The sequence below is a fragment of the Caulobacter sp. GW821-FHT09H08 genome, from assembly GCF_059415885.1.
Map to the genome: position 1 here is coordinate 21,894 of NZ_JBWKOC010000005.1, position 23,645 is coordinate 45,538.

A 23,645-nucleotide genomic window follows, 5' to 3' on the forward strand; every position below is an offset into this window, starting at 1 on the left:
GAACAACACGCGCGCCACGGCGCCGCGGCCGGATCCGCGCGACCACAAGCTCTTCATCGGCGAGGTCGGCCGATGAACGCCCCTCCCCTCACCGCCGCCCGACAGGACCCGGCGACCGCCTCGGTCGGCGCTCGCGCCTGGCTCGTCCTGGGCATGCTGTGGTTCGTCTATGTCCTGAACTTCCTGGACCGGCAGCTGATGTCGATCCTGGCCAAGCCGATCCAGGACAGCCTGCACGTCACCGACAGCCAGCTGGGCCTGATCGGCGGCCTCTATTTCGCGATGTTCTACTGCTTCATCGCCATTCCGGTCGGCTGGCTGGCCGATCGCACCAACCGGGTCGCCGTCCTTTCGCTGGCCTGCGGAATCTGGAGCGCGGCGACCGTGGCCTGCGGGCTCTCGCGCAGCTATGGCGAGTTCGCCTTCGCGCGGATGACGGTCGGCTTCGGCGAGGCCGGCGGCGTGCCGCCTTCCTACGCGATCATCACCGACTACTTCCCGCCCGGCCGCCGGGGGACGGCGCTGGGGATCTACAATCTCGGCCCGCCGGTCGGTGCGGCGCTGGGGATCGCCTTCGGCGCGGCCATCGCGGCGGCCTTCAACTGGCGCTACGCCTTCGTCGTGCTGGGCTCGGTCGGGATCTTGGCGGCCGTCGTCCTGCCCCTGATGGTGAAAGAGCCGAAGCGCGGCGCCCTGGACGGCGCGACCGCCGACGCCCCGCCGCGCAAGGCGCCGTTCTGGGCGACGCTGAAGATGTTCTTCTCCCGCCCGCCATTGATGCTGGCTGCGCTGGGTAGCGGCGCGACCCAGTTCGTGACCTACGGTCTGGGCAACTTCGCGACCCTGTTCCTGATGCGCGAGAAGGGCATGACCCTGCAGCAGGTCGCGCTCTGGTACGCTCTCGTCGTGGGAATCTGCATGAGCGCCGGCATCTTCGTGTCGGGCCGCGTGATCGACCGCTTCAGGCGCCGCTCCAAGGTGGTCTACGCCATGGCCCCGGTGATCTCCCTGGCCCTGGCCGTTCCGTTCTATGTCGGCTTCGTCTGGGCTCCGACCTGGCCTCTGGCCCTGGCCTTCCTGGCTGGCCCGACCTTCCTGAACTACTTCTACCTGTCGTCGTCGGTGGCCCTGGTCCAGGAAGAGGTGCGGCCGGAGGAACGGGTCATGTCCGGCGCCCTGCTGCTGCTGGTCATGAACTTCATCGGCCTGGGCCTTGGCCCCACCTATGTCGGGGCCGCCAGCGACTTCTTCCGCGCCAGCCATCCGCACAACTCGCTGCAGATGGCGCTCTATACGCTGACCCCGTTCTATTTCCTGGCGATCGGCCTGTTCCTTTGGCTGGTGCGCATCTTCACCCGCGAAAGCGAACCGCGATGAGCGGCGTTTCTCATCGCTTCATGTCGAGGAGTTCCTGCAGCATCTCGTCGGCGGTCCTGATGATTTTCGAACAGGCCGAATAGGCCCGTTGGGTGCGGATCAGGTCGGTGAACTCCACCGAGAGATCGACCGTGGAACCTTCCAGGGTCGATGACGCGATCTCGCCAGCGCCACCTTCGCCAGGCGCCTTGAGGCTGTAGCCGCCGCTGTCGGCGCTGACCTGATAGGCATTGCCGCTGGTGGCGCGTAGCCCGTCGGGATTGGCGAAGGTGGCGACGGCCACCTGGGCGATCCGGCGCGAGACGCCGTTATCGTAGGTCGCCGTGACATAGCCACGATCGTCGATCTCGACGCCGACCACATTGCCGAGCGCCGCGCCGTTGGCGTCGACCGATTGCACGACCGACTGCGAAGCATACTGCGTCAGGCCGCCAGCCGCTCGGTTCAGGTCGATCTGGAGGGTCTGGGCGCCGATCCCCAACGCGTCGGCCCAACGTGGACCGCTCCCGGCCGCGGCGGGATCCGAGCCGCCAATCGTGACGGACGGCGGGTCGCCCGTCAGCAGTCCGCCCGCGTCGAGCAGCTTGCCGTCGGTGCTGAACGTGACCTTCGCCGACCTGATCAGGCCATTGGCGTTGTTGGCCAACTCACCCGGCTTGGCGCGCAGCTCGGCGAACCACTCGTTCGGCCCCGGCCCCTTGATCATCGACACCGTCAGGGTCCGGTCGCCACCCTTGGAATCGGACACCGGAATCTGGATCTCGAAGTCGGGCTTGACCCCGGTCGACGGATCCCTGGCGTAGTCAGCCATCGACCGCGAGGCCGGATCGTAGGCGCCGGCCGCCACCGCGTCGTTCTTGTCGGCCAAACCGAGGTCCACGAGCGCCACGGTCTGCCCACCAGTGGTCAGCGAGGTGACGGGCGCGGTCGCCCCCTTCGGCACATAGCCGACCAGCCCGCCGCTCGCCGGATCGAAGGAGGCCACGCCCGAGGACACCGCGACGCCATCGCGGCGGATTTCGACCGCGTACTGATCGCCCTTGCCCGTCGGACCGTAGATCACGGTGTAGTCGGCCGATCCGGACGGACTTTCGGGTGCGCCCGACTTGGTGACAGTCGCCCGCGCCGAGGCCGACACCGCCTGGCCGGCGTTCAGGTTTGCGCTGACGCTTACCCGCGTGGTCTTGTCCGACGCGCCGCCCAGGGATGTCACGTTGATCGCCGACAGCCGCGACAGGTCCGACGGATCGGCGGTGATCTGGCCGGTCAGAGGATCGGCCAGCCAGCCCTGCAGATAGAGCCCCGCGTCATTGCGCAGATAGCCCGAGCTATCCGGCGTGAAGGAGCCTGCGCGCGTGAACAGCCGGCTATCGGTCGGCCCAACGCCCTCGGCCTTCTTGGTCGTGACGAAGAAGCCCGAGCCGGCGATCGACAGGTCGGTGGCCGACTGTGTCGACACGGCCGGCCCCAGCTGGGAGACGTGCTGCCGAGGCGTGACGCCGATCCCTCCGGCGCTGTAGCCGCCGCCCTGCGAGCCTATCCTCGAAGCGAATGACGTCGTCTGGCGCTTGTAGCCAGGCGTGTTGACGTTGGCGATGTTGTCGGAGATCGCCGCCAGGGCCGCCGAATAGGCCTGCAGGCCCGATACGCCGGCGTACATCGCACTGCTGATGGTCATGACTTCCCCACGCTTTTTGGGGCGCTTCATGCAGCGATCGTGCGACAAGGAACTTTCACTCAACATTGAGTGGTATAGATAGTTAACTCGCGATTTTGTTTACTATACTTCGGCCAAACCTGCCGTGCAGTTCCTGCCAGCGCGACGTTTTCTGCCTTGCGGAAACGCCTCCGCCCAAGGGAGCGGAGGCGTCCATACGAGACCTACAGCAGGAATTCCGTACCGGTGCTGGCGACCTGTCCAGCGCCCGTCCCGAGCGTCGTCGCCACCAGCTCGATCGTGGCTTCGGCTCCGGATGTGCCGACGGTGTTGAGCTGAACCAGCACGCTCGTGCCGCTCGTCGCCAGATCGACCTGACCGACCGCCGAGAAGGCCGAGGTTCCGATCCAGGCGAACGCGTTGTCCGCGCCACCTGGAACCGCGTCGATCGGACTCAGATCGATGCGGTCTGTACCGTTGTCATGGAAGTCGGTGATCTTGTCCCGCGTGGTCGAGGTCGTGCCGCTGTCGCCTGTCGCGGTCAGACGGAAGACGTCGTTGCCGGCCCCGCCCGTCAGGCTGTCGGCGCCCGAGCCGCCGACCAGGGTGTCGTTGCCCGCGCCGCCGATCAGCGTGTCGTTGCCGCCGTTGCCCAGGATCAGGTCGTCCGTGGTCGATCCCGTCAGCGTCTCGGTCGAGGCGCCGCCGACTAGCACGCCGTGGCCGTTCGCGGTCCCGCCATTGGCGACACCGGCCTTTTCATAGACCTCGCGCACCAGGGTGTGGGCCGCCTGATAGGCCTCGACATTGACCAGCGAGGCCAGCGCGGCCGTCTGGTTCTTGGCGTAGGCGTTGGCGAAGGCCGTGGCCGCGGCGACGACCTGGGCGGTCACCGCCGTGTCGCCCACGCCACCCATCTCCAGATGGCTCGCGCCGGACACCACCATGGCGAACTTGTTCCCCACCGGCGCATAGTCGAAGCCGTCCAGCCGGGTGAGATAGGTCTGCCCGTCGGTCCCGCTGTCGTCCGTTCCGGTCAGGATCAGGGTCGGCGTCGTAGCGTTGGCCCAGGAGTTGTCGGTGGCCGAATTGTAGTAGAGGCCGTGCCAGCTCGACCCCGACACCGCGCCCTGCGGCGAGACGAGAATGGCCTGCTTGAAGTTGGCGTCGGCCAGCCCCTGGAGCACGGTCGTGCTGCTGACCGCGCCCGTCAGGATCGCCGAGGTGAGCGCGCCCTGGCTGTGGCCGGCGGCGGTGGCTTCGGCCAGGTTGCCCGCATAGCCGCCGCCCGACGCCGTATTCAGCTGCGCCAGGATGGTCGCGAACTGCGCATAGGCGAACTTCATGTCGCTGATGCGCTGCACCGTCCACTGCGGGTCGCTCAATGGGAACCGGTCGTTCAGCGCCGAGCCCTGTTCGGGGTTGTCGACGCTGTCCAGGTGGGTTGGCACGATGACGATATAGCCCGCGTCAGCCAGGCCCTTCGGAATGTCGAAATTCGAACCGGACGTCGCGATGAGGTGGCCGTGGCTCCAGAAGATGACGGGGTAGTTCCCCGGCGTACTGGGCGCGAACACGTCGAACTCGACCGTTCGTTCGTGGGTCACTGAAACGCCATTCTGAACATAGGTGTACATGCGTCCTGTGTCGGTGATCGACAGGTTCGCGGTAACGCTCATGGCAGTCCTCCCTAGCCGCTCCCGCGTCTCTTCGGACACTCGCGGCGGGCAGACCCTCTCGCCGCTCGACACAATGTGTCAAGCATAACGCTGTTTTTTGTTCGACAATTTTTTGGTAATAGATGCGCAACAATGCGCACACTCTCGACGCCACGTCCGTGATGGAGCCCTCCTCCACGCAAGGGCAGAGACAAGGAAGCGATTGAAAACGTTCAGCATGAAACGCCGACAGCCTCGCTTCCACCTCCAAGGCCAGCAAGGCTGCCGAACCCGACAAGCCTCGGCCGCCCGCCACCGCCCTAAAGGGCGATGAAAACGAGCTCGACCATTGTACAACAATTTTCACGCACAGGCCGACAAAGCGCTTGCCGCTCCGCCCGGCGCGAAATAGGAATGGAGGGAGCGGCACTGGTATGCTCTCGGCGAAGCGCAACGAGTCCGTGTGAGGAAACGTCATTGGCAGCCACAGCAAAATCCAAGAGCAAGTCTAGCGGCGACAGCGCGACCTCCAGCGCGCCCCTGACCGCCGACGACCTTGCCCAGGCCCTGCGCGTCCAGATCCAACGCAGCGAACTCGCCGCCGGCGAATGGCTCCGCGAAGTGAAATTGTGCAGCGAGTTCGGCGTGGGACGCTCCATTGTCCGTCGCGCCCTGCGCGTGCTGGCCGATGACGGTCTGATCGAGATCGAGGAGAACCGCGGAGCTCGCGTGTCCTCGACGACGGTCGAGGAAGTGTTCGACCTCTATGAAGTCCGCGCCGCGCTGTACGGCCTGGCCGCCCGCTTCGCCTGCCTTCGCGGGTCGGACGCCGTGATCGGTGGCATCCTGACCAAGATCGACGCCCTGCTCGAGCACGCGGCCAGCAATGCGCCCTCCGAGCAGATCATAGAGGTTTCGGAAGCGATCTTCAGCGCCATGAGCGCCTGCTCCAGCGCCGATGCCCAGCGCATGATCGAGAGCGTCCGCCGCAAGACGCGCTTCCACTTCTCCTATGTCGCCCTGGCGCTGAACGCGACTGGGCCAGGCCCCTACGAGTACTGGCGCCGCGTCCGCTCGGCCCTGGTCGAGCGCGACGCCGACAAGGCCAGCCAATCGGCGCGCGACATCCTCTACTTCATGCAGGGCGAGGTCGCCCGGATCATGCTGGCCCGCGGCCCGCGCCTGATCGCCGAGCCACCGTCGCCGGCGAGCTCGGAGCGCAAGCCTCGCGCCCCCGCCAAGGGAAAGTCGAAATGACGCCACGCGTTCTGGCCCTCGCGCTCGCCGCGACGGTCTCGATCCTGCCGCTGACCGCCGGCTGCGCGGCCGCGCCCCCCGCCGCTCCGATCGCGGCGGCGGTCAAGTCGCCGGAAATGGGCGATCTCCTCGACTATCTGCGCAACCACAACAGCACCGGCTTCGTGGTCGTCGAGAACGGCAAGGTCCTGATCGACCAGGCCTGGCCCGCGCCCTCGAACGACCAGGTGTTCGCCAACTTCGTCTATGGCCCAGCCAGCGATGGCGCGCTGCTCGAGGACGTGGCCTCCCAACAGAAGAGCTTCGTGGCCGTGCTGGTCGCGATCGCGATCGACAAGGGTCTGCTCGATCCGACCAAGCCGGTGTCGGCTTATCTGGGCCAAGGCTGGTCGAAGGCCACGCCGGAGCAGGAAGCGCTGATCCGCGTCGATGACGTGCTGACGATGAGCTCGGGCCTGGACGAGAAGTTCGGCTACACGGCTCCGGCCGGGACGGTCTTCTTCTACAACACGCCGGTTTACGCGATGACCAAGCGCATCGTGACGGCCGCGGCGGGCCAGCCGCTGGAGGCGATCACTCGCGACTGGCTGACCGCGCCGACCGGCATGGCCAGCACGGCCTGGCGCAAGCGCCCAGCGGCGCTGGCGTCGGTGGGCAACGACACCGGCCTGGTCACCACGCCGCGCGACGTCGCCCGGTTCGGGACCATGGTGCTGCACGGCGGCGTCGCCGAGAACGGGACGCGCGTCGTTTCCGAGGCTCAACTCCATGCCCTGTTCCAGCGCTCGGCGACCAATCCGGCCTACGGACGGCTATGGTGGCTGAACGGCGGCGCCTACAAGATGCGGCCGATGGCAGGGCGGGTCGACGGTCCGCTGATCGCGGCCGCGCCGGCCGACGTCGTGGCCGCGCTGGGGGCGTTCGATCGTCGCCTCTATGTCGCGCCGAGCCGCAAGCTGGTGGTGGTGCGCACCGGCGCCGCGACCAACGACCCCGACTTTGATCAACAACTGTGGCTTCGGCTGATGAAGGTGCTCGGCTAGTCCAGCCGACGCCGGCACACGAACCGTCCGTCGCCGGATCATGTCCAGTGACGCGGCGCCCGTGCGCCTGAATGTCGACGCCACTCACCTCTTTTCGCTTCCAGACGCAGGATCGCGCCAGTGATTGACGGCAGCACCCAGAGCTACCCCCTGACGGTCGACAAGATCCTCGACCACGCCGCCAAGTGGTATCCGACCGTCGAGGTCGTCACCGCTCGTCAGGGCGAGGAGAACGCCCGCATCGACTATGCCGGCCTGCGCGAGCGCGCCCGCAAGGTTTCGGCCGTCCTGGCCAGTCTCGGGGTCGTCGTCGGGGAGCGGGTCGCGACCCTGGCCTGGAACACCCAGGCGCACATGGAAGCCTGGTACGGCATCATGGGCATGGGGGCGGTGTGCCACACGCTGAACCCGCGCCTGACCGCGATCCAGCTGGCCTGGATGCTGGATCAGTCCGGTGCGCGCATCGTCATCGTCAGCGCCGACCTGATGCCGCTGGCGCTGGAAGTGACAGATCTGGCCGCCAGCGTGGAACGGGTCTTCGTCATCGACGGGCCCGCGACCTCGACCCACGCCCGGGCGGTCGTCGAAGCCCTCGACGCCCGGATCGAGACGGCCGAGGGCGAGGTCGCCTGGGGCGGGTTCGACGAGACCGCGCCCAGCGGCCTGTGCTTCACCTCGGGTTCGACGGGCGCGCCCAAGGGCGTGACCTACACCCACCGCGCCAACTTCCTGCACACCTTCAAGCTCTTGGCCGCCGACGTGCTGGGCGCGCGGACGACCGATGTGATCCTGCCGGTCGTGCCGCTGTTCCACGCCAGCGCCTGGGGCCTGCCCTTCGCCGTGCCGGCAGCGGGCAGCAAGCTGGTCTTCCCCGGTCGCCAGACCGACGGCGCCAACCTGGCGCGCCTGATCGCCAGCGAGGGCGTAACCATCGCGGTCGGCGTGCCGACGGTGTTCCTGGGGCTGTGCGAGCACCTCGACGCCACCGACATGAAGCTGCCGTCGCTGCAGCGGATCATCGTCGGCGGAGCGCCGATGCCGCCGGCCCTGATGGAGCGACTGGAGCGCGACCTGGGTGTCGTGGTCCAGACCAGCTGGGGGATGACGGAGCTGTCGCCGGTGGGTGTGTTCGGGGTGCTGAGCGATCCGGATCGCCAGGCCGCCGTCTCGGGCCGTCCGGCTCTGGGCGTCGACCTGATGCTCGCCGACGAGGCCGGCGCGCCCCTGCCCGACCAGCGCAACATCGAAGGCCGCCTGCACGTGCGCGGCGCGGCCGTGATCGACCGCTATTTCGGCCAGGACCAGTCGGCCACCGACGCGGAAGGCTGGTTCGACACCGGCGACCTCGCCCGTATCGACGACAAGGGCAACCTGATCATCACCGGCCGCGCCAAGGACCTGATCAAGTCGGGCGGCGAGTGGATCAATCCGGCCGAGATCGAGGCGTTGGTCTGCGCCCTGCCCCAAGTCGCCCTGGCCGCCGTCATCGGCCGCGCCGATCCCAAATGGAGCGAGCGGCCGATCCTGGTGGTGGAGTTGCGTGACGGCCAGGAGATCACCGATCACAGCCTGCTCGACGCCGTGCGGGGCCAGGTTGCTTCGTGGTGGATCCCCGACGCCGTGGTGCGGGTCAACGCCATGCCCCTGGCCTCGACCGGCAAGATCGACAAGATCGGCCTGCGGGCGGCCTACGGCGGCGCCTGAGCGCCGCCGTCCTTTTTCAGACCCGCTCGGCGATCAGCGCGATGCCCTGGCCGCCGCCGATGCACATGGTGGCCAGGCCGTAGCGCCCTTGGATACGGGCCAGCTCGTGCACCAGCTTGGTGGCGATGATCGCGCCGGTCGCCCCGACCGGATGGCCGAGCGAGATGCCGCTGCCATTGGGGTTGGTCCTGGCCGGGTCGAGGCCCAGCACATCGCCGACCGCGCAGGCCTGGGACGCGAAGGCTTCATTCGACTCGACGACGTCCATGTCGCCCACCGACAGCCCGGCGCGGGCTAGAGCGGCCTGGATCGCGGGCACAGGCCCCATGCCCATGAAGTTCGGATCGACCCCAGCATGGCCGTACGCGACGATGCGGGCCATAGGCTTCAGGCCCTGGCGCGCCACGGCGGCCTCGCTGGCCAGCACCAGGGCGGCCGCGCCGTCATTGATCCCCGACGCATTACCCGCCGTGACCGTGCCGCCTTCGCGGAAGATCGTCCGCAGCTTGGCCAGGTCCTCGGCGCGGGTGTCGCCCCGCACGTGTTCGTCGGTGTCGAAGGTCTTGGTCGCCTTTCCAGCCTTCACCTCGACCGGGAGAATCTGCGAGGCGAAGCGCCCCTCGGCGATGGCCTGGGCGGCGCGCCGGTGGCTCTCGGCGGCATAGGCGTCCTGACGAGCGCGATCGACGCCATGACGCTCGGCGACGTTCTCGGCGGTTACGCCCATCAGGCCGCCGCCGAACGGATCGGTCAGCGCGCCATTGAGACCGTCGACCAGCATGACGTCGCCCATCTTCTGCCCCCAGCGGGCGGCAGGCGCGAAGTACGGCGCGCGGCTCATCACCTCGGCGCCGCCGGCGACCGCCACCTCGGCGTCACCCAGCATCAGCATCTGCGCGGCGGACACCACCGCCTGCAGCCCCGAGCCGCAGAGGCGATTGAGCGTCATAGCCGGCACGTCCTGCGACAGCCCCGCCTCCAGCGTCGCGACGCGCGCCAGATAGGCGTCGCGCGGACCAGTCGGTATCACCTGGCCAAAGACGACGTGGCCGACCGAGGCCGGATCGACCTTGCCGACCTCCAGCGCGTCCCGGGTGACCAGAGCCGCAAGCTCGCTCGGCGCCTTGTCCTTCAGCGCGCCGCCAAACGTTCCGATGGCCGTGCGACGGGCGGCGACGATGAATATGGGTGCGGTCATGCGCGGGCCTCCTGGGCGAAGCGGACGCCCACCTCGTACTGATACTGTTCCTCGCCCCGCGCCGGGATCGTCTCCCCGTCGCGCCCTGCGACCTGGTCCAGCCGCGCCAGCAGATCGTCGGCGACGACCTCGCCTTCACCGAGGAAAACGCCGCGCGTCATGGTGACATGGGCCTGCTCGAAGCTGCCGGCGCCGGCCAGAAGGACCGCGCGTGTCGGAGCCTCTTCACTGGCCAGGACGACCACCGCCGGGCTGACCATCGCGGCGTTCAGGCCGGCCAGCATTTCGGCGGGATAGATGTTCTCGGTCATGCCCGTAGTCGCGCTGGGGGCCAGGCAGTTCACGCGGATGCCGTAGCGCTCGCCCTCCAGGGCCAGGGTCTGCATCAGCCCGACCAGCCCCATCTTGGCGGCCGCGTAGTTGGCTTGCCCGAAGCTGCCGTAAAGGCCCGAGGACGAGGTCGTGAAGACGATGCGGCCGTAGTTCTGGACCCGCATGATCTCCCACACCGCCTTGGTGCAATTGACCGAGCCCATCAGGTGGACATCCAGCACCAGCCGGAAGTCGTCGAGGTCCATCTTGGCGAAGGTCTTGTCGCGCAGAATGCCGGCGTTGTTGACCAGGATGTCGATACGACCCCACCGGGACATAACCGTCTCGCACATCGCCTGGACACCCGCGAGATCGGTGACGCTGACCGCACACGCTATGGCCTCGCCGCCCGCGCTTTCGATCTCGTCGCGCACCTTAGCGGCGGCCTCGGCGTTCATGTCCGCGACCACGACCTTGGCGCCCCTCTGGGCCAAGGCGATGGCATGCGCCGCGCCCAAGCCGCTCCCGGCCCCGGTGACGATGGCCACGCGGTTCGAAAGATCGATACCCATACTGCTTCCCTTGATGATCCGTGGTGCGGCGCGGCCCGAGGTCAGGCCCGCGCGTCCTCCTCCACCCAGTCCTTCCGCAGCGGCTTAACCGTCAGCAGGGCCAGGAGGGCGGCGATGAGATATAGGCTGGCCATGGCGACGGCCGAGTAGCGCAGGGCTTCGTCGCCGAACCGGGGCTTCATGATGTCGCTGACACCGCCGAGCAGCCACGAGCCGGCGCCGATGCCCAGCAGGTTGTTGATGAACAGGAAGCACGCCGACGCCGTCGCGCGCATGTGCGCCGGGACCAGGTGCTGGGTGGCCGTGGTCAGCGGACCGACGAACACCAAGGTCGCCGCATTGGGGATCAGCAGCAGCAGCCACGCCACCACCGGCGACGGCGACAGCAGGCCCGCGACGAACAGCGGCCCTGTGATCAGCCAGGCCAGGCTCGAGACCTTGGCGTAGGCGCCGCGATCCAGCTTGCCGAGCCGGTCGGCCAGCACGCCGCCCAGCAGCACCCCGGCCGTACCGCCGACCAGCAACAGCGAGCCGTAGAACCGCGACGTCGTGGTCAGGTCGAAGCCGAAGGTCTGGATCACGATCGACGGCGTCCAGAAGGCCAGACCGTAGCCGGCCGTGCTGCTCATGGCGGCGGCGAAGGCCATCAGCCAGAAGCTGGGCTTGCGCGCCAGGATCGCGAACACCGTGCCGAGCGGAACGCGCTCGACGGGACCGGCGGCGGCGCGGGGCGGCTCCTTGACCACCAGGCGGAAGATCGGGGCGATCACCACGCCGGCCAGGCCGACGGCCACGAACGCCGTGCGCCAGTCCACGGCCTTGGCGATGGCCGCGCCCAGCATCACCCCGACGGCGAGGCCAACAGGAATGCCCATGGAATAGATGCTGATGGCGCGGGCTCGTCGCTCGGGCGGGAAATACTGCGAGATCAGCGCATAGCTCGGCGCAACCCCGCCGGCCTCGCCGACACCGACGCCCAGGCGGAAGAAGAACAGCTGCCAGAAACCGGTGGCGACGCCGCACAGCGCCGTGAAGCCGCTCCAGACGACCAGCGAAGCGGTGATCACCCAGCTGCGGCTGGTGCGGTCGGCGACCAGCGCCAGGGGGATGGCCAGGGTCGAGTACAGCATGGCGAAGGCGATGCCGCCCAGGGCGCCGAGCTGTGTGTTGGAAAGACCCAGGTCCGCCTTGATGGCCGGCGCCAGGATCCCGAGGATCTGCCGGTCGATCCAGTTGAAGGTGTAGACCACCAGCAACATGGCCAGCACGAGGCGGGCGTAACCGGGGCCATGGGTCGGCGCGCGCGTCTCGGCGGTCATGCGATATCCTCTGAACGGTCCTGCGCCGCTTGGGCGGCCAGGAAGGCGGGACGCACGGAGAGGCGCTCCCAATAGGCCGCGACCTCAGGGCTGAACTTGTGGTCCAGGTTCAGGGTGCGGGCGAACAGCAGGGCGTAGCCGACGCACAGGTCGGCCATGGTGAAGCGCCCGGCGCAAAGCCACTCGCGGTCCGCCAAGGCGCGGGTCAGGTGCCGCAGGCGCGAGAGGAACCACTGGGCGTAGTCGTCCGCGGCCTGCTTCAGGCGTCGTTCCTCTGGCTCCAGCCGCGTGTAACGAAGGACGATGGTCTGCGGGAACGTCAGGGTCGCTTCGCTGCGATGCAGCCAGTCGAGCCAGAGCGCGTAGTCGGGCTCGTCCGGGCCAACGGCCAGCGGGGTCGGCCCGTAGCGCGTCGACAGATACTGCGGGATCGCCGAGGATTCGGTCATCCGGACATCGCCGTCGATCAGCAGCGGGATGGTGCCCAGCGGGTTCTGTTCGAGATAGCTTGGCTTCAACAGCCTCGGTGGAAACGGCAGCATGTGCAGCTGGTATGGCAGCCCCAGCTCCTCAAGGGCCCAGAGCGCGCGGAACGATCGTGCATCGTGACAGTGATAGAGTTCAATCATCCTGAGCCTGTCCCCTGCCCCCGATTGCGCGTCCAGACTTCTGGTGGTCTGGTCACTGCGCGACGCCTGAAGTCATCGGCTGATCAGGGCGTGTTGTCAAAAACTTTGTACGACAATTTTGGCACTGTGGTGCTACATCATTTGAACGAAGGCCTCGCTTGAAGGGCCAGAAATCGGACATGGGAGAATGGAAGAGCGATGCTGACGAAAGCCCCCGAAAAGCACGGCTTCGACGCCGCGCGGCTCAATCAGATCGATGGGTTCCTGAAGGAGCGCTACATCGACTCCGGCAGGCTACCTCACGCCCAGATCCTGATCAGCCGCGAAAACGAGATCGTCCATTTCAGTAGCCAGGGCGCGGCGCGCGAAGGCTCGTCCAAGCCGATCGACGAGGGCTCGATCTTCCGCATCGCCAGCATGACCAAGCCGATCACTTCGGTGGCGTTCATGATGCTGGTCGAGCAAGGCAAGGTCGCGGTCGATACGCCGGTCCAGGACGTGCTGCCGGAGTTCGCCGGCGTTAGCGTCTATAACGGCGGCGGCGCGGGCGTGCCGTTCCTGACCAAGCCGACCAGCGAGCCGATGCGCATGCTGGACCTGCTGCGTCACACCTCGGGCCTGACCTATGGCTTCCAGAACCGCAGCAATGTCGACGCCGCCTACCGCGTCAGCAAATCCAACGCCGGGCCGGTCGAGAACTGGCATGGCGAGCACGACCTGGACAGCTTCGTCGGCGACCTCGCCAAGCTGCCGCTGGAGTTCTCGCCGGGCGAGGCCTGGAACTATTCGGTCTCGACCGACGTCCTGGGCGCGGTCGTCCAGCGCGTGTCGGGCATGCCGCTGGATCGCTTTCTCTCCGAGAAGATCTTCCAGCCGCTGAAGATGCACGACACCGCCTTCGTCGTGCCTGAGAGCAAAGCCGACCGCTTGACGGACTGCTACGCCTGGGCCGGCCCTGCCCTGGGCCGCGTAATGTATGACCGCGGCGCCGAGAGCGTCTGGCTGAAGCAGCCCAAGCTGATCTCGGGCGGCGGCGGCCTGGCCTCGACCGCGCTGGACTATCACCGCTTCTGCATGATGTGCGCGAACGGCGGCGAGCTGGAGGGGGTCCGGATCCTGGGCCGCAAGACGCTCGAGCTGATGACGATGAACCACCTGCCCGGCAAGTCGGACCTGACCAGCATGTCCCGGTCGCTGTTCAGCGAGACCCAGAACGGCGGGGTCGGCTTCGGCCTGGGCTTCGCGGTCACCCAGGACGTGGCCAAGGCGATGATCCCCGGTTCGGCCGGCGAGTACTATTGGGGCGGGATGTTCACGACCGCCTTCTTCATCGACCCAGTCGAGAAGCTGCACATGGTGTTCATGACCCAGCTCAGCCCGTCGCTGCTCTACCCGATCCGTCGCGAGCTGAAGACGTTGATCTATTCGGCCCTGACCTGAAAAATCGCCCGCCCGACGGTGGTCGGGCGGGCGTTAGGGCCCGAGGGTCCTGGGCTGGATCGTTGCAGCGACCCAGCCCTCTTTAGACTTACCAGCGGTAGGCCGCGCTGACGCCGAACGTGCGCGGGCGGCTGTAGCGGTTGGCCAGCGGGATATCGACCTGCTGCAGCTTCAGCACCGGGATGACCTGGTTGGTCAGGTTCTTGATGAACACCGACATTTCCAGCTTCCGATAGATCGCGCCGAAGCGCGTATCGACATTGTCGATATCTTCCAGCGGAATGAACGGCGCGGCCGACGTCACCGTGTCCTGACCACCGCCGCGTGCGGCGTTGTAGGCGATGTTGCCGAAGCCGATCAGGCCCTTGGCCAGCGGGCGACGGTAGTTGAGGTTGGCCGAGAACGTATAGTCTGGGGTCTGGGCCACATCGCTGTCCAGCAGAGGCAGGCCGGCAACACCAGGCGTGACCTTCACGAACTTGGCGCTCTGGTTGGCGCCGTTCAGGCTGATGGCCAGGCGGCCGCCAGCGACGCGATAGGCCGCATCCAGTTGAGCCTCAACGCCCTTCACCTCGACGGTGCCGCCGTTGATGTTAAAGTTCTGACCGGCCTGGCCACAGGCGTTCGCGGTCGTGCAACCGTCCGTTACGCTTGCGATCGCATTCTTCGTCCGCGACTGGTAGGCCGACAGGCGCAGGAAGATGTTGCGCGTGACGTTCGACTTCAGGCCGATCTCGTAGCTGGTGGTGTCCTCGTTGTCATAGGTCGGACGCAGCGGGTTCGGCGCCGCGGCGACGATCGAGCCGTTGTTGACGCCGCCAGCGCGGTAGCCGGTGCCGGTCTTGACGTAGGCGATCGAGGTCGGGTTCAGGCGATAGCTGGCCGTGGCCGCGTAGCTCCAGGCGCTCTGCTTGAACGGATAGGTCGAGGGCGTCCCGATCGGCGTGGTCGTGTAGAGCCGGAAGTCGCTCTGGGTGGCCTTCTTCTTGTCGCTGGAATAGCGCAGCTCGCCGCTCAGCGAGAGCGCCCCGACGTCATACTTGAGCGCGCCGTAGATCGCCGCCGAACGATAGGTCGACGGCACCACGCGGCGGCTGCCGAAGATCAGCGGGAAGGTCGCCGGACAGGCCAGCGAGGCCGCCGTCAGGCGATAGCAGATCGGCGTCGTCGGCGTGCCGCCGCAGATGCCCGAGGTGGCCGTCAGCGCGCACGGGCTGGTCATCACGTCGCGGACGTAGCGGTCGTTCTGCGACAGGCCCTCGACGCCGGCCAGGTACTGCAGCTTGCCCTCGTACAGGTCGCCGGTCAGGTGGAAGTCCTGGTAGTAGGTATGGTCGCGAGCGTTGGTCTTGGTGCCACCCAGCGGATAGAGGCCGATCTGGCCGGAGGCCTGCAGCTGCGCCTCGGTGGCGAGATCGATGGCGGCGGCGAAGTTCTGCGTGGACTCCGAATTCAGGAGCATCGACGTCGACGTCAGCGTACCCCAGCCGAGGTCATAGTTGGCCATCAGCATGACGCGCTTTTCGGTCTGGTGAAGGTCGTTCTTCACGTCCGACGGCACGTCATAACGGGGCCCGGTATAGCCCAGCGGCAGGGTGGCGATCTTGCCCGCCGGCACGACCCACTGGTTGACGAAGGTCGGCAGGTTCATGTCCTGCGCATCGACCAGCAGCGTCACGTCCAGCGGACCCTTGGCGTAGCGCAGTTGGCCGCGAACGATGTAGCCGTCGGTGTGGTCGTAATACTTGTTCTGGTTGGGATTGTAGTAGATCCCGCCACCCTGCCCCGTGACCTGGGCGCCGAGGCGAACGGCGACATTGTCGGTCAGCTTCTGATTGACGACGCCTTCCAGACGCACCTGCTTGAGGTCGTCGGTATAGGTGGCCGCGAGACGCCCGCTGTCGTTGAAGACCGGATTGGCCAGCACGACATTGACCGTGCCGAATTCGGAGTTGCGGCCGTAGAGCGCGCCCTGCGGCCCTTCCAGCACCTCGATCCGCGCGATGTCGAAATAGTCGATGCGCTTGAAATTACGACCGCCCAGCGTGCTGCTGCCGACATAGGCGCCGTTGACGAACAGGCCCACGGCCGAGTCGGCGCTGGTGGCGCGCTGGGTGCCCGAGCCTCGCACCGAGACTTCGGCCAGGTTTTCAGCCTGAAGGCCGTTGAAGCGCACGCCCGGCACCGTTTGGAGCAGGTCGCCCACGCCTTCGATCGGGCTCTTGGCCTCCAGTTGGTCGACGCTGAGGGCGGTGATCGTCGTGGGCACGTCTCGGACGGCCTCTTCGCGACGGCGCGCGGTGACGACGACGTCGCCGACGGTGGTCACGGACTGATCGGACTTGCCGGCGGCGTCGGCGGCCTGAGCCATCACCGCCTCCGGGGCCATCGCCGCGATCAGCGCGACCACGGACGAGCACGCAAGCAAACGAACCATGCTGGTTTCCTTTTCCCCAATGTCATTGCCGGCGTTTTTTGTGTCGGCTGAGCTCGACAATCCTCCGCTCTCTTCTCGCTGTCAACATTGTACGACAATTTTTGACTTATTGCGTTACGTCATAAGCATATGAGCTTCGCGGCGCCTTTGGCGTCGTAGGCGTTGGAAACCGGGACTTTGCGGGCGTCGAGCGACCCGCGATCTTTGACGAGGCCCAGCGCCACATAGTCGGATCACAAGAATCAGATCGCACATTCGCCCAGCGCTCCCCCTAAGCCAGGCAAGCCTTTGAACACCGCCACGCATCCATCAGGCACAATTCAAAACAGATTGTCGTACAATCATTGACATCCGGCGACGAAGAATGGTCTCGTTTCCCGAGCGCCACGAAGAGCGCCAGGGAGAGCTCATGTCAAAGTCGGATGCCGCCGGGAAAAAGCCCGGCCTGAAGATCGCCGTCATGGCCTCGGCCGGCGCGGCGGTCGAATGGTACGACTTCTTCATCTACGGGACGGCGGCGGCGCTGGTCTTCCCGCATCTGTTCTTCCCGGCGAGCCTTCCGCCCTTCGTGGCCCAGATCGCCTCCTTCAGCACATTCGCGGTCGGCTTCGTCGCCCGCCCACTCGGCGGCATGCTGTTCGGGCACTTCGGCGACAGCCACGGACGCAAGCGCGCCCTGGTCGTAGCGATGCTGCTGATGGGCCTGTCGACCACCCTGATCGGCCTGTTGCCAACCTATGCGGAGTTAGGCGTCGCCGCGCCGCTGCTGCTGATCGTTCTGCGCTTCGTCCAGGGCCTCGCGGTCGGCGGCCAATGGGGCGGCGCCGCCTTGCTGGCCATCGAGAGCGCGCCGCCGGGCAAGCGCGGCTTCTACGGCAGCTTCGTCCAGGTCGGCGTGCCGCTGGGCGTGGTGCTGGCCAATGCGGTGTTCCTGCTGGTCAGCGCCGTGACCGACGATCAGGACTTCATGGCCTGGGGCTGGCGTGTCGGCTTCGTCGCCAGCGTCGTGCTGATCGCGATCGGCCTGCTCGTCCATGTCAGCATCGTCGAGCCTCAGGTCGAGAGCCAGGCGGCTCCCACCGAGCGCCGCGGCTCGCCGATCCTGGAAGCCGCCCGCGATCACTGGCAGGTGATCCTGCTGGCCGGCGGAGCCTTCATCGCCAACAACGTCTGCTTCTATATCGCCATCACCTATGCGGTCGCCTACGGCTCGACGAGCGTTGGGATCAGCCGGGAGATCCTGTTGCTGGCGGTGATGGCTGGCAGCGCGCTGATGATCCCAATGCTGCTGGCCTGCGGCGCGGCCTCGGACCGGTTCGGGCGGCGCGGTGTCTTCCTGGCCGGCGCCTTCCTGTCGGGACTCTGGGGCTTTGCCGTCTTCCCCCTGCTGGAAACGGCCTCCCCGCCGGCCGTGCTCTGCGCCATCGCGGTCCAACTGGCCTTCGTCAGCATGATGTACGGACCGCAGGCGGCGCTGTTCGCCGAATTGTTTCCGAAGTCCGTGCGCTATTCGGGCGCGTCGCTAGGCTACCAGATCGGCGCGGTGTTCGGCGGCGGCTTCGCGCCGATCATCGCCACGGCCCTCTTCGCCCACTACCAGTCCAGCTTGCCGATCGCGCTCTATCTGGCGGTGGTGTGCGCCGTGTCGTTCTTCAGCCTGCTCCTGCTTGGCCGCCGCGTGCACGGCCAGTTGGCCGATTGAGCCGGCGCCTTCATCCTCCCGCCCAAACCAGTAAGGATTTCGCGATGATCGACACCAGCCGACGAACGCTCCTGGGCGCGGGCGCCCTGCTCCCCTTGGCGGGAACCAGCGCCGTGGCCGCGCCTCCGGTCGCCGCGACGATCGAAGTGGACCTGAAGCGCTATGTCGGTTTCGGCGCCAAGCGCGCGGGCGGCCCCGGCGACACCGCCTGCGGACAGTGGCTGGCCGGCGAGCTCGAGGAAGCCGGCTACAAGGTCGAACGGCAGACCTTCTCGGTGCCGTTCTTCGACGAGACCCGTGCGGAACTGGCCTGCGAGGACGCGACCGCTTCGGTCTATCCGCAGCCGATCGTGACCCCGACGGGACCCGACGGCGTCTCCGGTCCGCTGGTCCGCGTCGATGCGGCCGGTCGTTTCACCGGATCGATGCAGGGCGCGATCGCCCTCGTCGATCTGCCGTTCGCCCGCTGGTCGTCGATGCTCACCCCGGCCGCGCGTCGGCCGATCGAGGCGGCCTTCGCGGCAGGCGCCAAGGCGGCGGTGGCGATCACCAACGGCCCGACGCGCAAGGTGATCGCGCTCAACGCCGATGGCCGCAAGCCGATGTTCGCCGGCCCCGTGGCCCTGCTCGCGCCCGAGAACGCCGACAAGTTCCTGGCCGCCGCGATGCTGGGAAAGACCGCGCGCTTGATCCTGGATGGTCAGGACGGCCAACGCCCGGCCTTCAACTTCGTTGGCCGGATCGACCGTGGCAAAGGCCGCTGGGTGGCGGTCTCGACGCCGCGATCCGGTTGGTTCGGCTGCGCGGCTGAGCGAGGCCCGGGCGTGGCCGCCTGGCTCGACCTGGCGCGTTGGGCCAAGACCGCCCTGCCCGACCACGACCTGGCCTTCATCTGCAACACTGGCCACGAGTATGAATATCTGGGCGCGGCTGAAGCGATGAAGCAGATCGCGCCGCCCACCGCCTCGACCAAGTTCTGGCTGCACCTGGGCGCCAATGTCGCCGCGCGCGACTGGCGCGAGATGCCGGGCGGCGCCACGCCGCTGCCCAATGTCGACAGCCAGCGCGTCCTGTCGATCAGCCCCGCCCTGCTGCCGCTGGCCCAGAAGGTGTTCGCAGGTCAGATCGGCTACGAAGCGCCGGTCTCCAGCGCGGTGCTGGCGGCCGGCGAACTGGAGGAAGTGATCAAGGCCGGCTACGCGCCGGCGGCGGGCGTCTTCGGCATCCACCGCTTCCACCATGTGGCGGAAGACGACGAACGCTGCCTCAACGTCCCGGCCACCATCGCCGCCACTCGAGGCTTCCGCGACCTGCTCAAGGCCGTCGTCGCCTCGCGCTAGTTGTCGTTCGCCCCGATCAGCAGTCCATAGCGGTGCAGGATGCGATCCAGCGTGGCGCGACGCAGCGGACGTCCGTCACGCAGCTTGACCCAGGTGGTCTCGCTGACGCCGAAGGTCTTCTGGATCTGCTCCTTGGTCGCTGCGGGCAGCACCCGCCGCAGAGCCTGGAACCGCTCGCGGTCGACGACCACCATCTCGGACTTCGGGGTCATGGCCGGACCTCGCTGGCGTGCTCGACGAGATCGAGCCGCGCCTTCAGGGGATCGGCGACCGCCGCCGGCGTGTCCGTGAGATCCAGGATCGTGTCGCGCCCGGCATCGTAGACCGGCCACGTCGGCAAACCCTTCGCGGTCCCGCCCGTCTTGGCGAACTCGACCCAATAGGCGTGCGCGGCCTTGGCGGCCTTGTCGTCACTTGGCGTGTAGGCCGCGCCATAGCGGATGTCGGCGGTGTCGAACACGAACGGGATTTCCGTCGCGTGCGGCGCGCCCCACCATTCCTTGCGCTGGCTCTCGGCGACATAGGAGAAGCGATACTCGCGCACCGGCGCGCCCTTGGCGGCCATCGCGCGAGCGACGGCGCGAGCGGGTTCGATGAACATCCGGTCGCCGGCGACCTTCCAGCCATAGACCTGGATCGGCGTCTTGCCGTCCGGATCGTACAGCGTCTTGGCCTCGGTCTTGCGGTCGCCGAACGGCGCGAAGACCTGGTCCGGCGATCCGCCGAAGAAGAAGCCGTCGGCGCTGGTCGCCCCAACCAGCACCGGCATGCGGCTCCAGGCGTCCGCGCGGTAGGCTGTCAGGGGGTCGCCGACCGTCAGCGTCTTGCCGTCCAGGATCGGCCCGCCAACGAAGGTCGGGTTCATCATGGTCATCATGTTGAGGCCGTCGACCACCGTTTCGGCGGGCAAGGCGCGCAGGGCGGCCAGCGCCTCGGGACCGTCACCGGCGACACCGGCCTTCTCGGCGAAGGCCTTGCCGACGCCTTCGGCGGAGCGCTGACCGGCCGGGGCCTTGATGGGCAGGCTGGCCAGCAGGCCCGCTCGGCCGCCGCCGGACTGGATGATCGCCTTCTGGAACAGGCCCTTGGCCAGGGGCGAGGTCAGCAGGGCGTGGATCGACATGCCGCCCGCCGACTCCCCGAAGACGGTGACGTTGGCGGGGTCGCCGCCGAACTGGACGATGTTGTCGCGCACCCATTGCAGGGCCGCGATCTGGTCGAGGAAGGCGTAGTTGCCCAGCTTGCCGCCGTCGGCGTTCTCTGCGCTCAAGGCCGGATGAGCGAAGAAGCCGAACCGACCCAGGCGGTAGTTGAAGCTGACCAGCACGACTCCGTCGCGGGCGAAGCGATCGCCGCTGTAGACCGCCGGCGAACTGCCACCGTTCACGAAGCCGCCGCCATAGATCCAGACCATGACCGGCAGCTTGGCCTTGCCGCCTGGCGCGGAGGCCGGCGTCCAGACATTGGCGTAGAGACAGTCCTCAGCCGGCGTCACGCCCAACGGCGCGGCGTCGCCGGGGAACGGCGACTGCATGCAGTCGGAACCGTAGGCCTTGGCGGGCCGAGGCGCGGTCCAAGTCTTGGGCGCCTGCGGAGCGCGCCAACGCAGTGAACCGACCGGCGGCTGGGCGAAGGGCACCCCCTTGAAGGCGGCCACGCTGCCCACGACCTCGCCGACGACCGGCCCGTTGGTGGTCTTCACGACCGGATCGGCGGCTTGAGCCGCGCTCGCGGAGAGGGCCAGGGCGGCGCTGGCCGCCATCAGGATCACACGCATCGTCATTTCCTCCCGCATCACGGCTTCAGCGTCCGCGACTTGATCTTGGCCGCGCCCTTCAGCGCCAGGTCCGCGGCATTGGCGCCCACCGCCACCTGATAGTCCCCGGCTTTCACGCTCCAGCGCGAAGCCTTGGCGTCGAAACCACCCAGCAGACGCGGATCGGCCGAGACCGTCACACGCCGAGTCTCGCCCGCCGCCAGGGCCACCTTCTCGAAGCCGATCAGGCGTTGCAACGGCTGCCCCGCCGCGTCGGTCAGATAGACCTGCGGCGCGTCCTTGCCCGCCCGCGCGCCGACATTGGCGACGTCGAAGCTGACGGTCAGGGTGTCGCCGCCCACGACCTTCAGGTTCGAATAGGCGAAGCGCGTGTAGGACAGGCCGTAGCCGAACGGGAACAGCGGCTTGGCGCCCGTCGTGGCGAAGCGCCGATAGCCGACGTCCGCGCCCTCCTCATAGACGACGTCGAAGCGCTGCCCTTCGGGCAGGCCAAGACCTGGCATGACCACGCGCGGATATTGGTCCAGCGAGGCCGGGAAGGTCATCGGCAGACGACCCGAGGCGTCGACCTTGCCGAACAGCACGTCGGCGATGGCCTCGCCGCCCTTGGCGCCGGAGTACCAGGCCTCGACCACCGCGCCGGCCTGGTCGAGCCAAGGCATGGCTACGGGACCGCCGGTCTGCAGCACCACGACGGAGTTGGGATTGGCCGCTGTCACCGCCGCGATCAGGGCGTCCTGGCCGTCGGGCAGCGACAGGTCCGGGGCGTCCTCGGTCTCGGTCATCCATTGATTGCCGAAGACGATCACCAGGTCAGCGGCCTTGGCCGCCGCCACGGCCGAGGCGACGTAGCGACCATCGTCGAACTTCACCTGCGCCGCCGGCGCGGCCGCGCGGATGGCGGCCAGGGGCGAGGACGGGTGGAGGATCATGTTGCGCCAGGCGGCGAACGCGCCCTCCCCGCCCAGCGGGATCGAGACCTTGGCGCCGCCCGGCGCGGTCACCTGCGAGGAACCGGCGCCCGACAGCACGCCGCCGTCGGCGTGACCGCCGATCACCACAATCTTCCGCGCCGTGGCGGCCAGCGGCAGCAGGCCGTCGTGATTCTTCAGCAGCACGATACCGTCGCGGGCCGCTGCGCGGCTGACCTCGGCATTGGCGGCGTAGTCGATGTCGCGCTTGACCGGCGGATCGTCGAACAGCCCGGCGGCGAACATCGAGCGCAGAATGCGTTGGGCCATGTCCGACAGGCGCGCGGCTGGCACCTCGCCCTTGTCGACGGCCGTCTTCAGGCGCTCGCCAAACCAGACCTGATCGTCAAGTTGCTCGCCCGACTGCTGGTCCAGCCCCTTCAGCGCGAAGTCGGTGGCGCGCACCGCGCCCCAGTCGGACATCACCCAGCCCTTGTAACCCCAGTCTCGCTTCAGCACGCCGTTGAGCAGATGGTCGTTGCCGCAGGCATAGTCGCCATTGACCAGATTGTAGGCGCACATCACCGAGCCCGGCTGGCCCTTCTCGATGGCGATCTGGAAGGCCAGCAGGTCGCTCTCGCGGTGAGCCGCCTCGTCGATCACCGAATTGGCCCAGTGACGGTTGGTCTCCTGGCCGTTCAGCGAGAAGTGCTTCACGGTCGAGACGATCTTCTGGTCCTGGACGCCCCGGATGGCCTCGCCCGCCAGGGTCCCGGCCAGCAGCGGGTCCTCACCGAGATATTCGAAATTGCGACCGTTGCGCGGATCGCGGGCTAGGTTGGCGCCGCCGGCCAGCAGGACGTTGAAGCCCTTGGCCCGAGCCTCGCCGCCGACCATCGCCCCGCCGGCATAGGCCAGCTTGACGTCGAAGGTCGCAGCCAGGGACAGGCCCGACGGCAAGGCCGTGGCGCCGTCGCCCGGGCGCATACCCAAGGGATTGGTCACGCCGAGGCTGGCGTCGGTTTCCTGCAGCGCGGGGATGCCCAGGCGCGGCACCCCGGCGATGTAGCCGGCCGAGCCTATCGCGCCCTCCGGGATCGCCTTGATCTTGAAGGGCATGGCCATCGGCCCGTGGACCAGCCCGATCCGCTCATCGAGCGTCAGCTGGGCGTCCAGCATCCGGGCGCGCTCGTCGGGCGAGAGCTTGGAGTTCATCCAGGGACGGTCGGCGGGCGCCTGGGCATGGCCGACGGCGGCCCAGGCGATGACGGCGACGCTGGCGGCCGCACGCAGGGAGGAAAGCATGGCGAGG

17 protein-coding genes are annotated in these 23,645 nt (G+C 67.7%); 7 read left to right on the plus strand and 10 right to left on the minus strand.

The features are described from left to right. The first annotated feature begins 72 nt into the window (after positions 1-72). Positions 73-1,377: a spinster family MFS transporter gene (locus AC07NN_RS18150; protein WP_494644094.1), complete on the plus strand. Its 1,305-nt coding sequence runs from the start codon at positions 73-75 to the stop codon at positions 1,375-1,377. Positions 1,378-1,387: 10 nt separating this feature from the next. Here AC07NN_RS18150 and AC07NN_RS18155 read toward each other — a convergent pair whose 3' ends face one another. Beyond that, positions 1,388-3,055 (minus strand): flagellar hook-basal body complex protein, encoded by a 1,668-nt coding sequence (locus AC07NN_RS18155; RefSeq protein WP_494644097.1) that lies wholly within the window; start codon positions 3,053-3,055, stop codon positions 1,388-1,390. A gap of 203 nt (positions 3,056-3,258) precedes the next feature. Beyond that, positions 3,259-4,713 (minus strand): hypothetical protein, encoded by a 1,455-nt coding sequence (locus tag AC07NN_RS18160; protein ID WP_494644100.1) that lies wholly within the window; start codon positions 4,711-4,713, stop codon positions 3,259-3,261. A gap of 456 nt (positions 4,714-5,169) precedes the next feature. Here AC07NN_RS18160 and AC07NN_RS18165 point away from each other — a divergent pair, with 456 nt between their 5' ends. The 3 genes from AC07NN_RS18165 (at position 5,170) to AC07NN_RS18175 (ending at position 8,696) form a co-directional block, all read left to right on the plus strand. Further along, on the plus strand, positions 5,170-5,949 hold the full coding sequence (locus AC07NN_RS18165; RefSeq protein ID WP_494644102.1) for a GntR family transcriptional regulator: 780 nt from the start codon (positions 5,170-5,172) through the stop codon (positions 5,947-5,949). Next, positions 5,946-6,992 carry a serine hydrolase domain-containing protein gene (locus AC07NN_RS18170; protein ID WP_494644104.1) on the plus strand — a complete coding sequence of 349 codons (1,047 nt, stop codon included), beginning with the start codon at positions 5,946-5,948 and terminating at the stop codon, positions 6,990-6,992. Before AC07NN_RS18165 ends, AC07NN_RS18170 begins: the two co-directional genes overlap by 4 nt. 120 nt (positions 6,993-7,112) lie before the next feature. Then, on the plus strand, positions 7,113-8,696 hold the full coding sequence (locus AC07NN_RS18175; RefSeq protein ID WP_494644107.1) for an AMP-binding protein: 1,584 nt from the start codon (positions 7,113-7,115) through the stop codon (positions 8,694-8,696). A gap of 16 nt (positions 8,697-8,712) precedes the next feature. On the opposite strand, the gene bktB is transcribed toward AC07NN_RS18175, so the two are convergent. The 4 genes from bktB to AC07NN_RS18195 are packed head-to-tail and all read right to left on the minus strand — an operon-like array spanning position 8,713 to position 12,726. Next, positions 8,713-9,894 carry a beta-ketothiolase BktB gene (bktB, locus tag AC07NN_RS18180; protein WP_494644108.1) on the minus strand — a complete coding sequence of 394 codons (1,182 nt, stop codon included), beginning with the start codon at positions 9,892-9,894 and terminating at the stop codon, positions 8,713-8,715. After that, positions 9,891-10,778: an SDR family NAD(P)-dependent oxidoreductase gene (locus AC07NN_RS18185; protein ID WP_494644110.1), complete on the minus strand. Its 888-nt coding sequence runs from the start codon at positions 10,776-10,778 to the stop codon at positions 9,891-9,893. Before AC07NN_RS18185 ends, bktB begins: the two co-directional genes overlap by 4 nt. 41 nt (positions 10,779-10,819) lie before the next feature. Beyond that, positions 10,820-12,097 carry a spinster family MFS transporter gene (locus AC07NN_RS18190; protein ID WP_494644112.1) on the minus strand — a complete coding sequence of 426 codons (1,278 nt, stop codon included), beginning with the start codon at positions 12,095-12,097 and terminating at the stop codon, positions 10,820-10,822. After that, positions 12,094-12,726, minus strand: coding sequence for a glutathione S-transferase family protein (locus AC07NN_RS18195; protein ID WP_494644114.1), 633 nt, complete (start codon positions 12,724-12,726; stop codon positions 12,094-12,096). The genes AC07NN_RS18190 and AC07NN_RS18195 overlap by 4 nt, the downstream gene beginning before the upstream one ends. A 198-nt stretch (positions 12,727-12,924) precedes the next feature. On the opposite strand from AC07NN_RS18195, the gene AC07NN_RS18200 reads away from it, so the two are divergent. Next, positions 12,925-14,166, plus strand: a complete 1,242-nt coding sequence (locus AC07NN_RS18200) for a serine hydrolase domain-containing protein (RefSeq protein ID WP_494644116.1) — start codon at positions 12,925-12,927, stop codon at positions 14,164-14,166. 88 nt (positions 14,167-14,254) lie between these two features. Here AC07NN_RS18200 and AC07NN_RS18205 read toward each other — a convergent pair whose 3' ends face one another. After that, positions 14,255-16,603 carry a TonB-dependent receptor gene (locus AC07NN_RS18205; RefSeq protein ID WP_494644119.1) on the minus strand — a complete coding sequence of 783 codons (2,349 nt, stop codon included), beginning with the start codon at positions 16,601-16,603 and terminating at the stop codon, positions 14,255-14,257. A gap of 409 nt (positions 16,604-17,012) precedes the next feature. Between AC07NN_RS18205 and AC07NN_RS18210 the strand changes: the two genes are divergently transcribed. Both AC07NN_RS18210 and AC07NN_RS18215 read left to right on the plus strand, forming a co-directional pair. After that, entirely contained in the window at positions 17,013-18,305 is a 1,293-nt protein-coding gene (locus AC07NN_RS18210; RefSeq protein WP_494644121.1) for an MFS transporter, read from the plus strand. Positions 18,306-18,349: 44 nt separating this feature from the next. Next, a complete protein-coding gene (locus tag AC07NN_RS18215) occupies positions 18,350-19,645 on the plus strand; it encodes a hypothetical protein (RefSeq protein WP_494644124.1) in 1,296 nt (431 codons plus the stop codon). Here the strand turns inward: AC07NN_RS18215 and AC07NN_RS18220 are convergent. Genes AC07NN_RS18220 through AC07NN_RS18230 form a run of 3 tightly spaced genes read right to left on the minus strand, consistent with a single transcriptional unit; the run spans position 19,642 to position 23,638 of the window. Next, a complete protein-coding gene (locus AC07NN_RS18220) occupies positions 19,642-19,857 on the minus strand; it encodes a hypothetical protein (RefSeq protein WP_494644126.1) in 216 nt (71 codons plus the stop codon). The two genes, AC07NN_RS18215 and AC07NN_RS18220, sit on opposite strands and share 4 nt — an antisense overlap. Continuing rightward, positions 19,854-21,422, minus strand: a complete 1,569-nt coding sequence (locus tag AC07NN_RS18225; RefSeq protein WP_494644128.1) for a carboxylesterase/lipase family protein — start codon at positions 21,420-21,422, stop codon at positions 19,854-19,856. Before AC07NN_RS18225 ends, AC07NN_RS18220 begins: the two co-directional genes overlap by 4 nt. 17 nt (positions 21,423-21,439) lie before the next feature. Next, positions 21,440-23,638, minus strand: coding sequence for a beta-glucosidase family protein (locus AC07NN_RS18230; RefSeq protein ID WP_494644130.1), 2,199 nt, complete (start codon positions 23,636-23,638; stop codon positions 21,440-21,442). Positions 23,639-23,645: the final 7 nt, after the last annotated feature.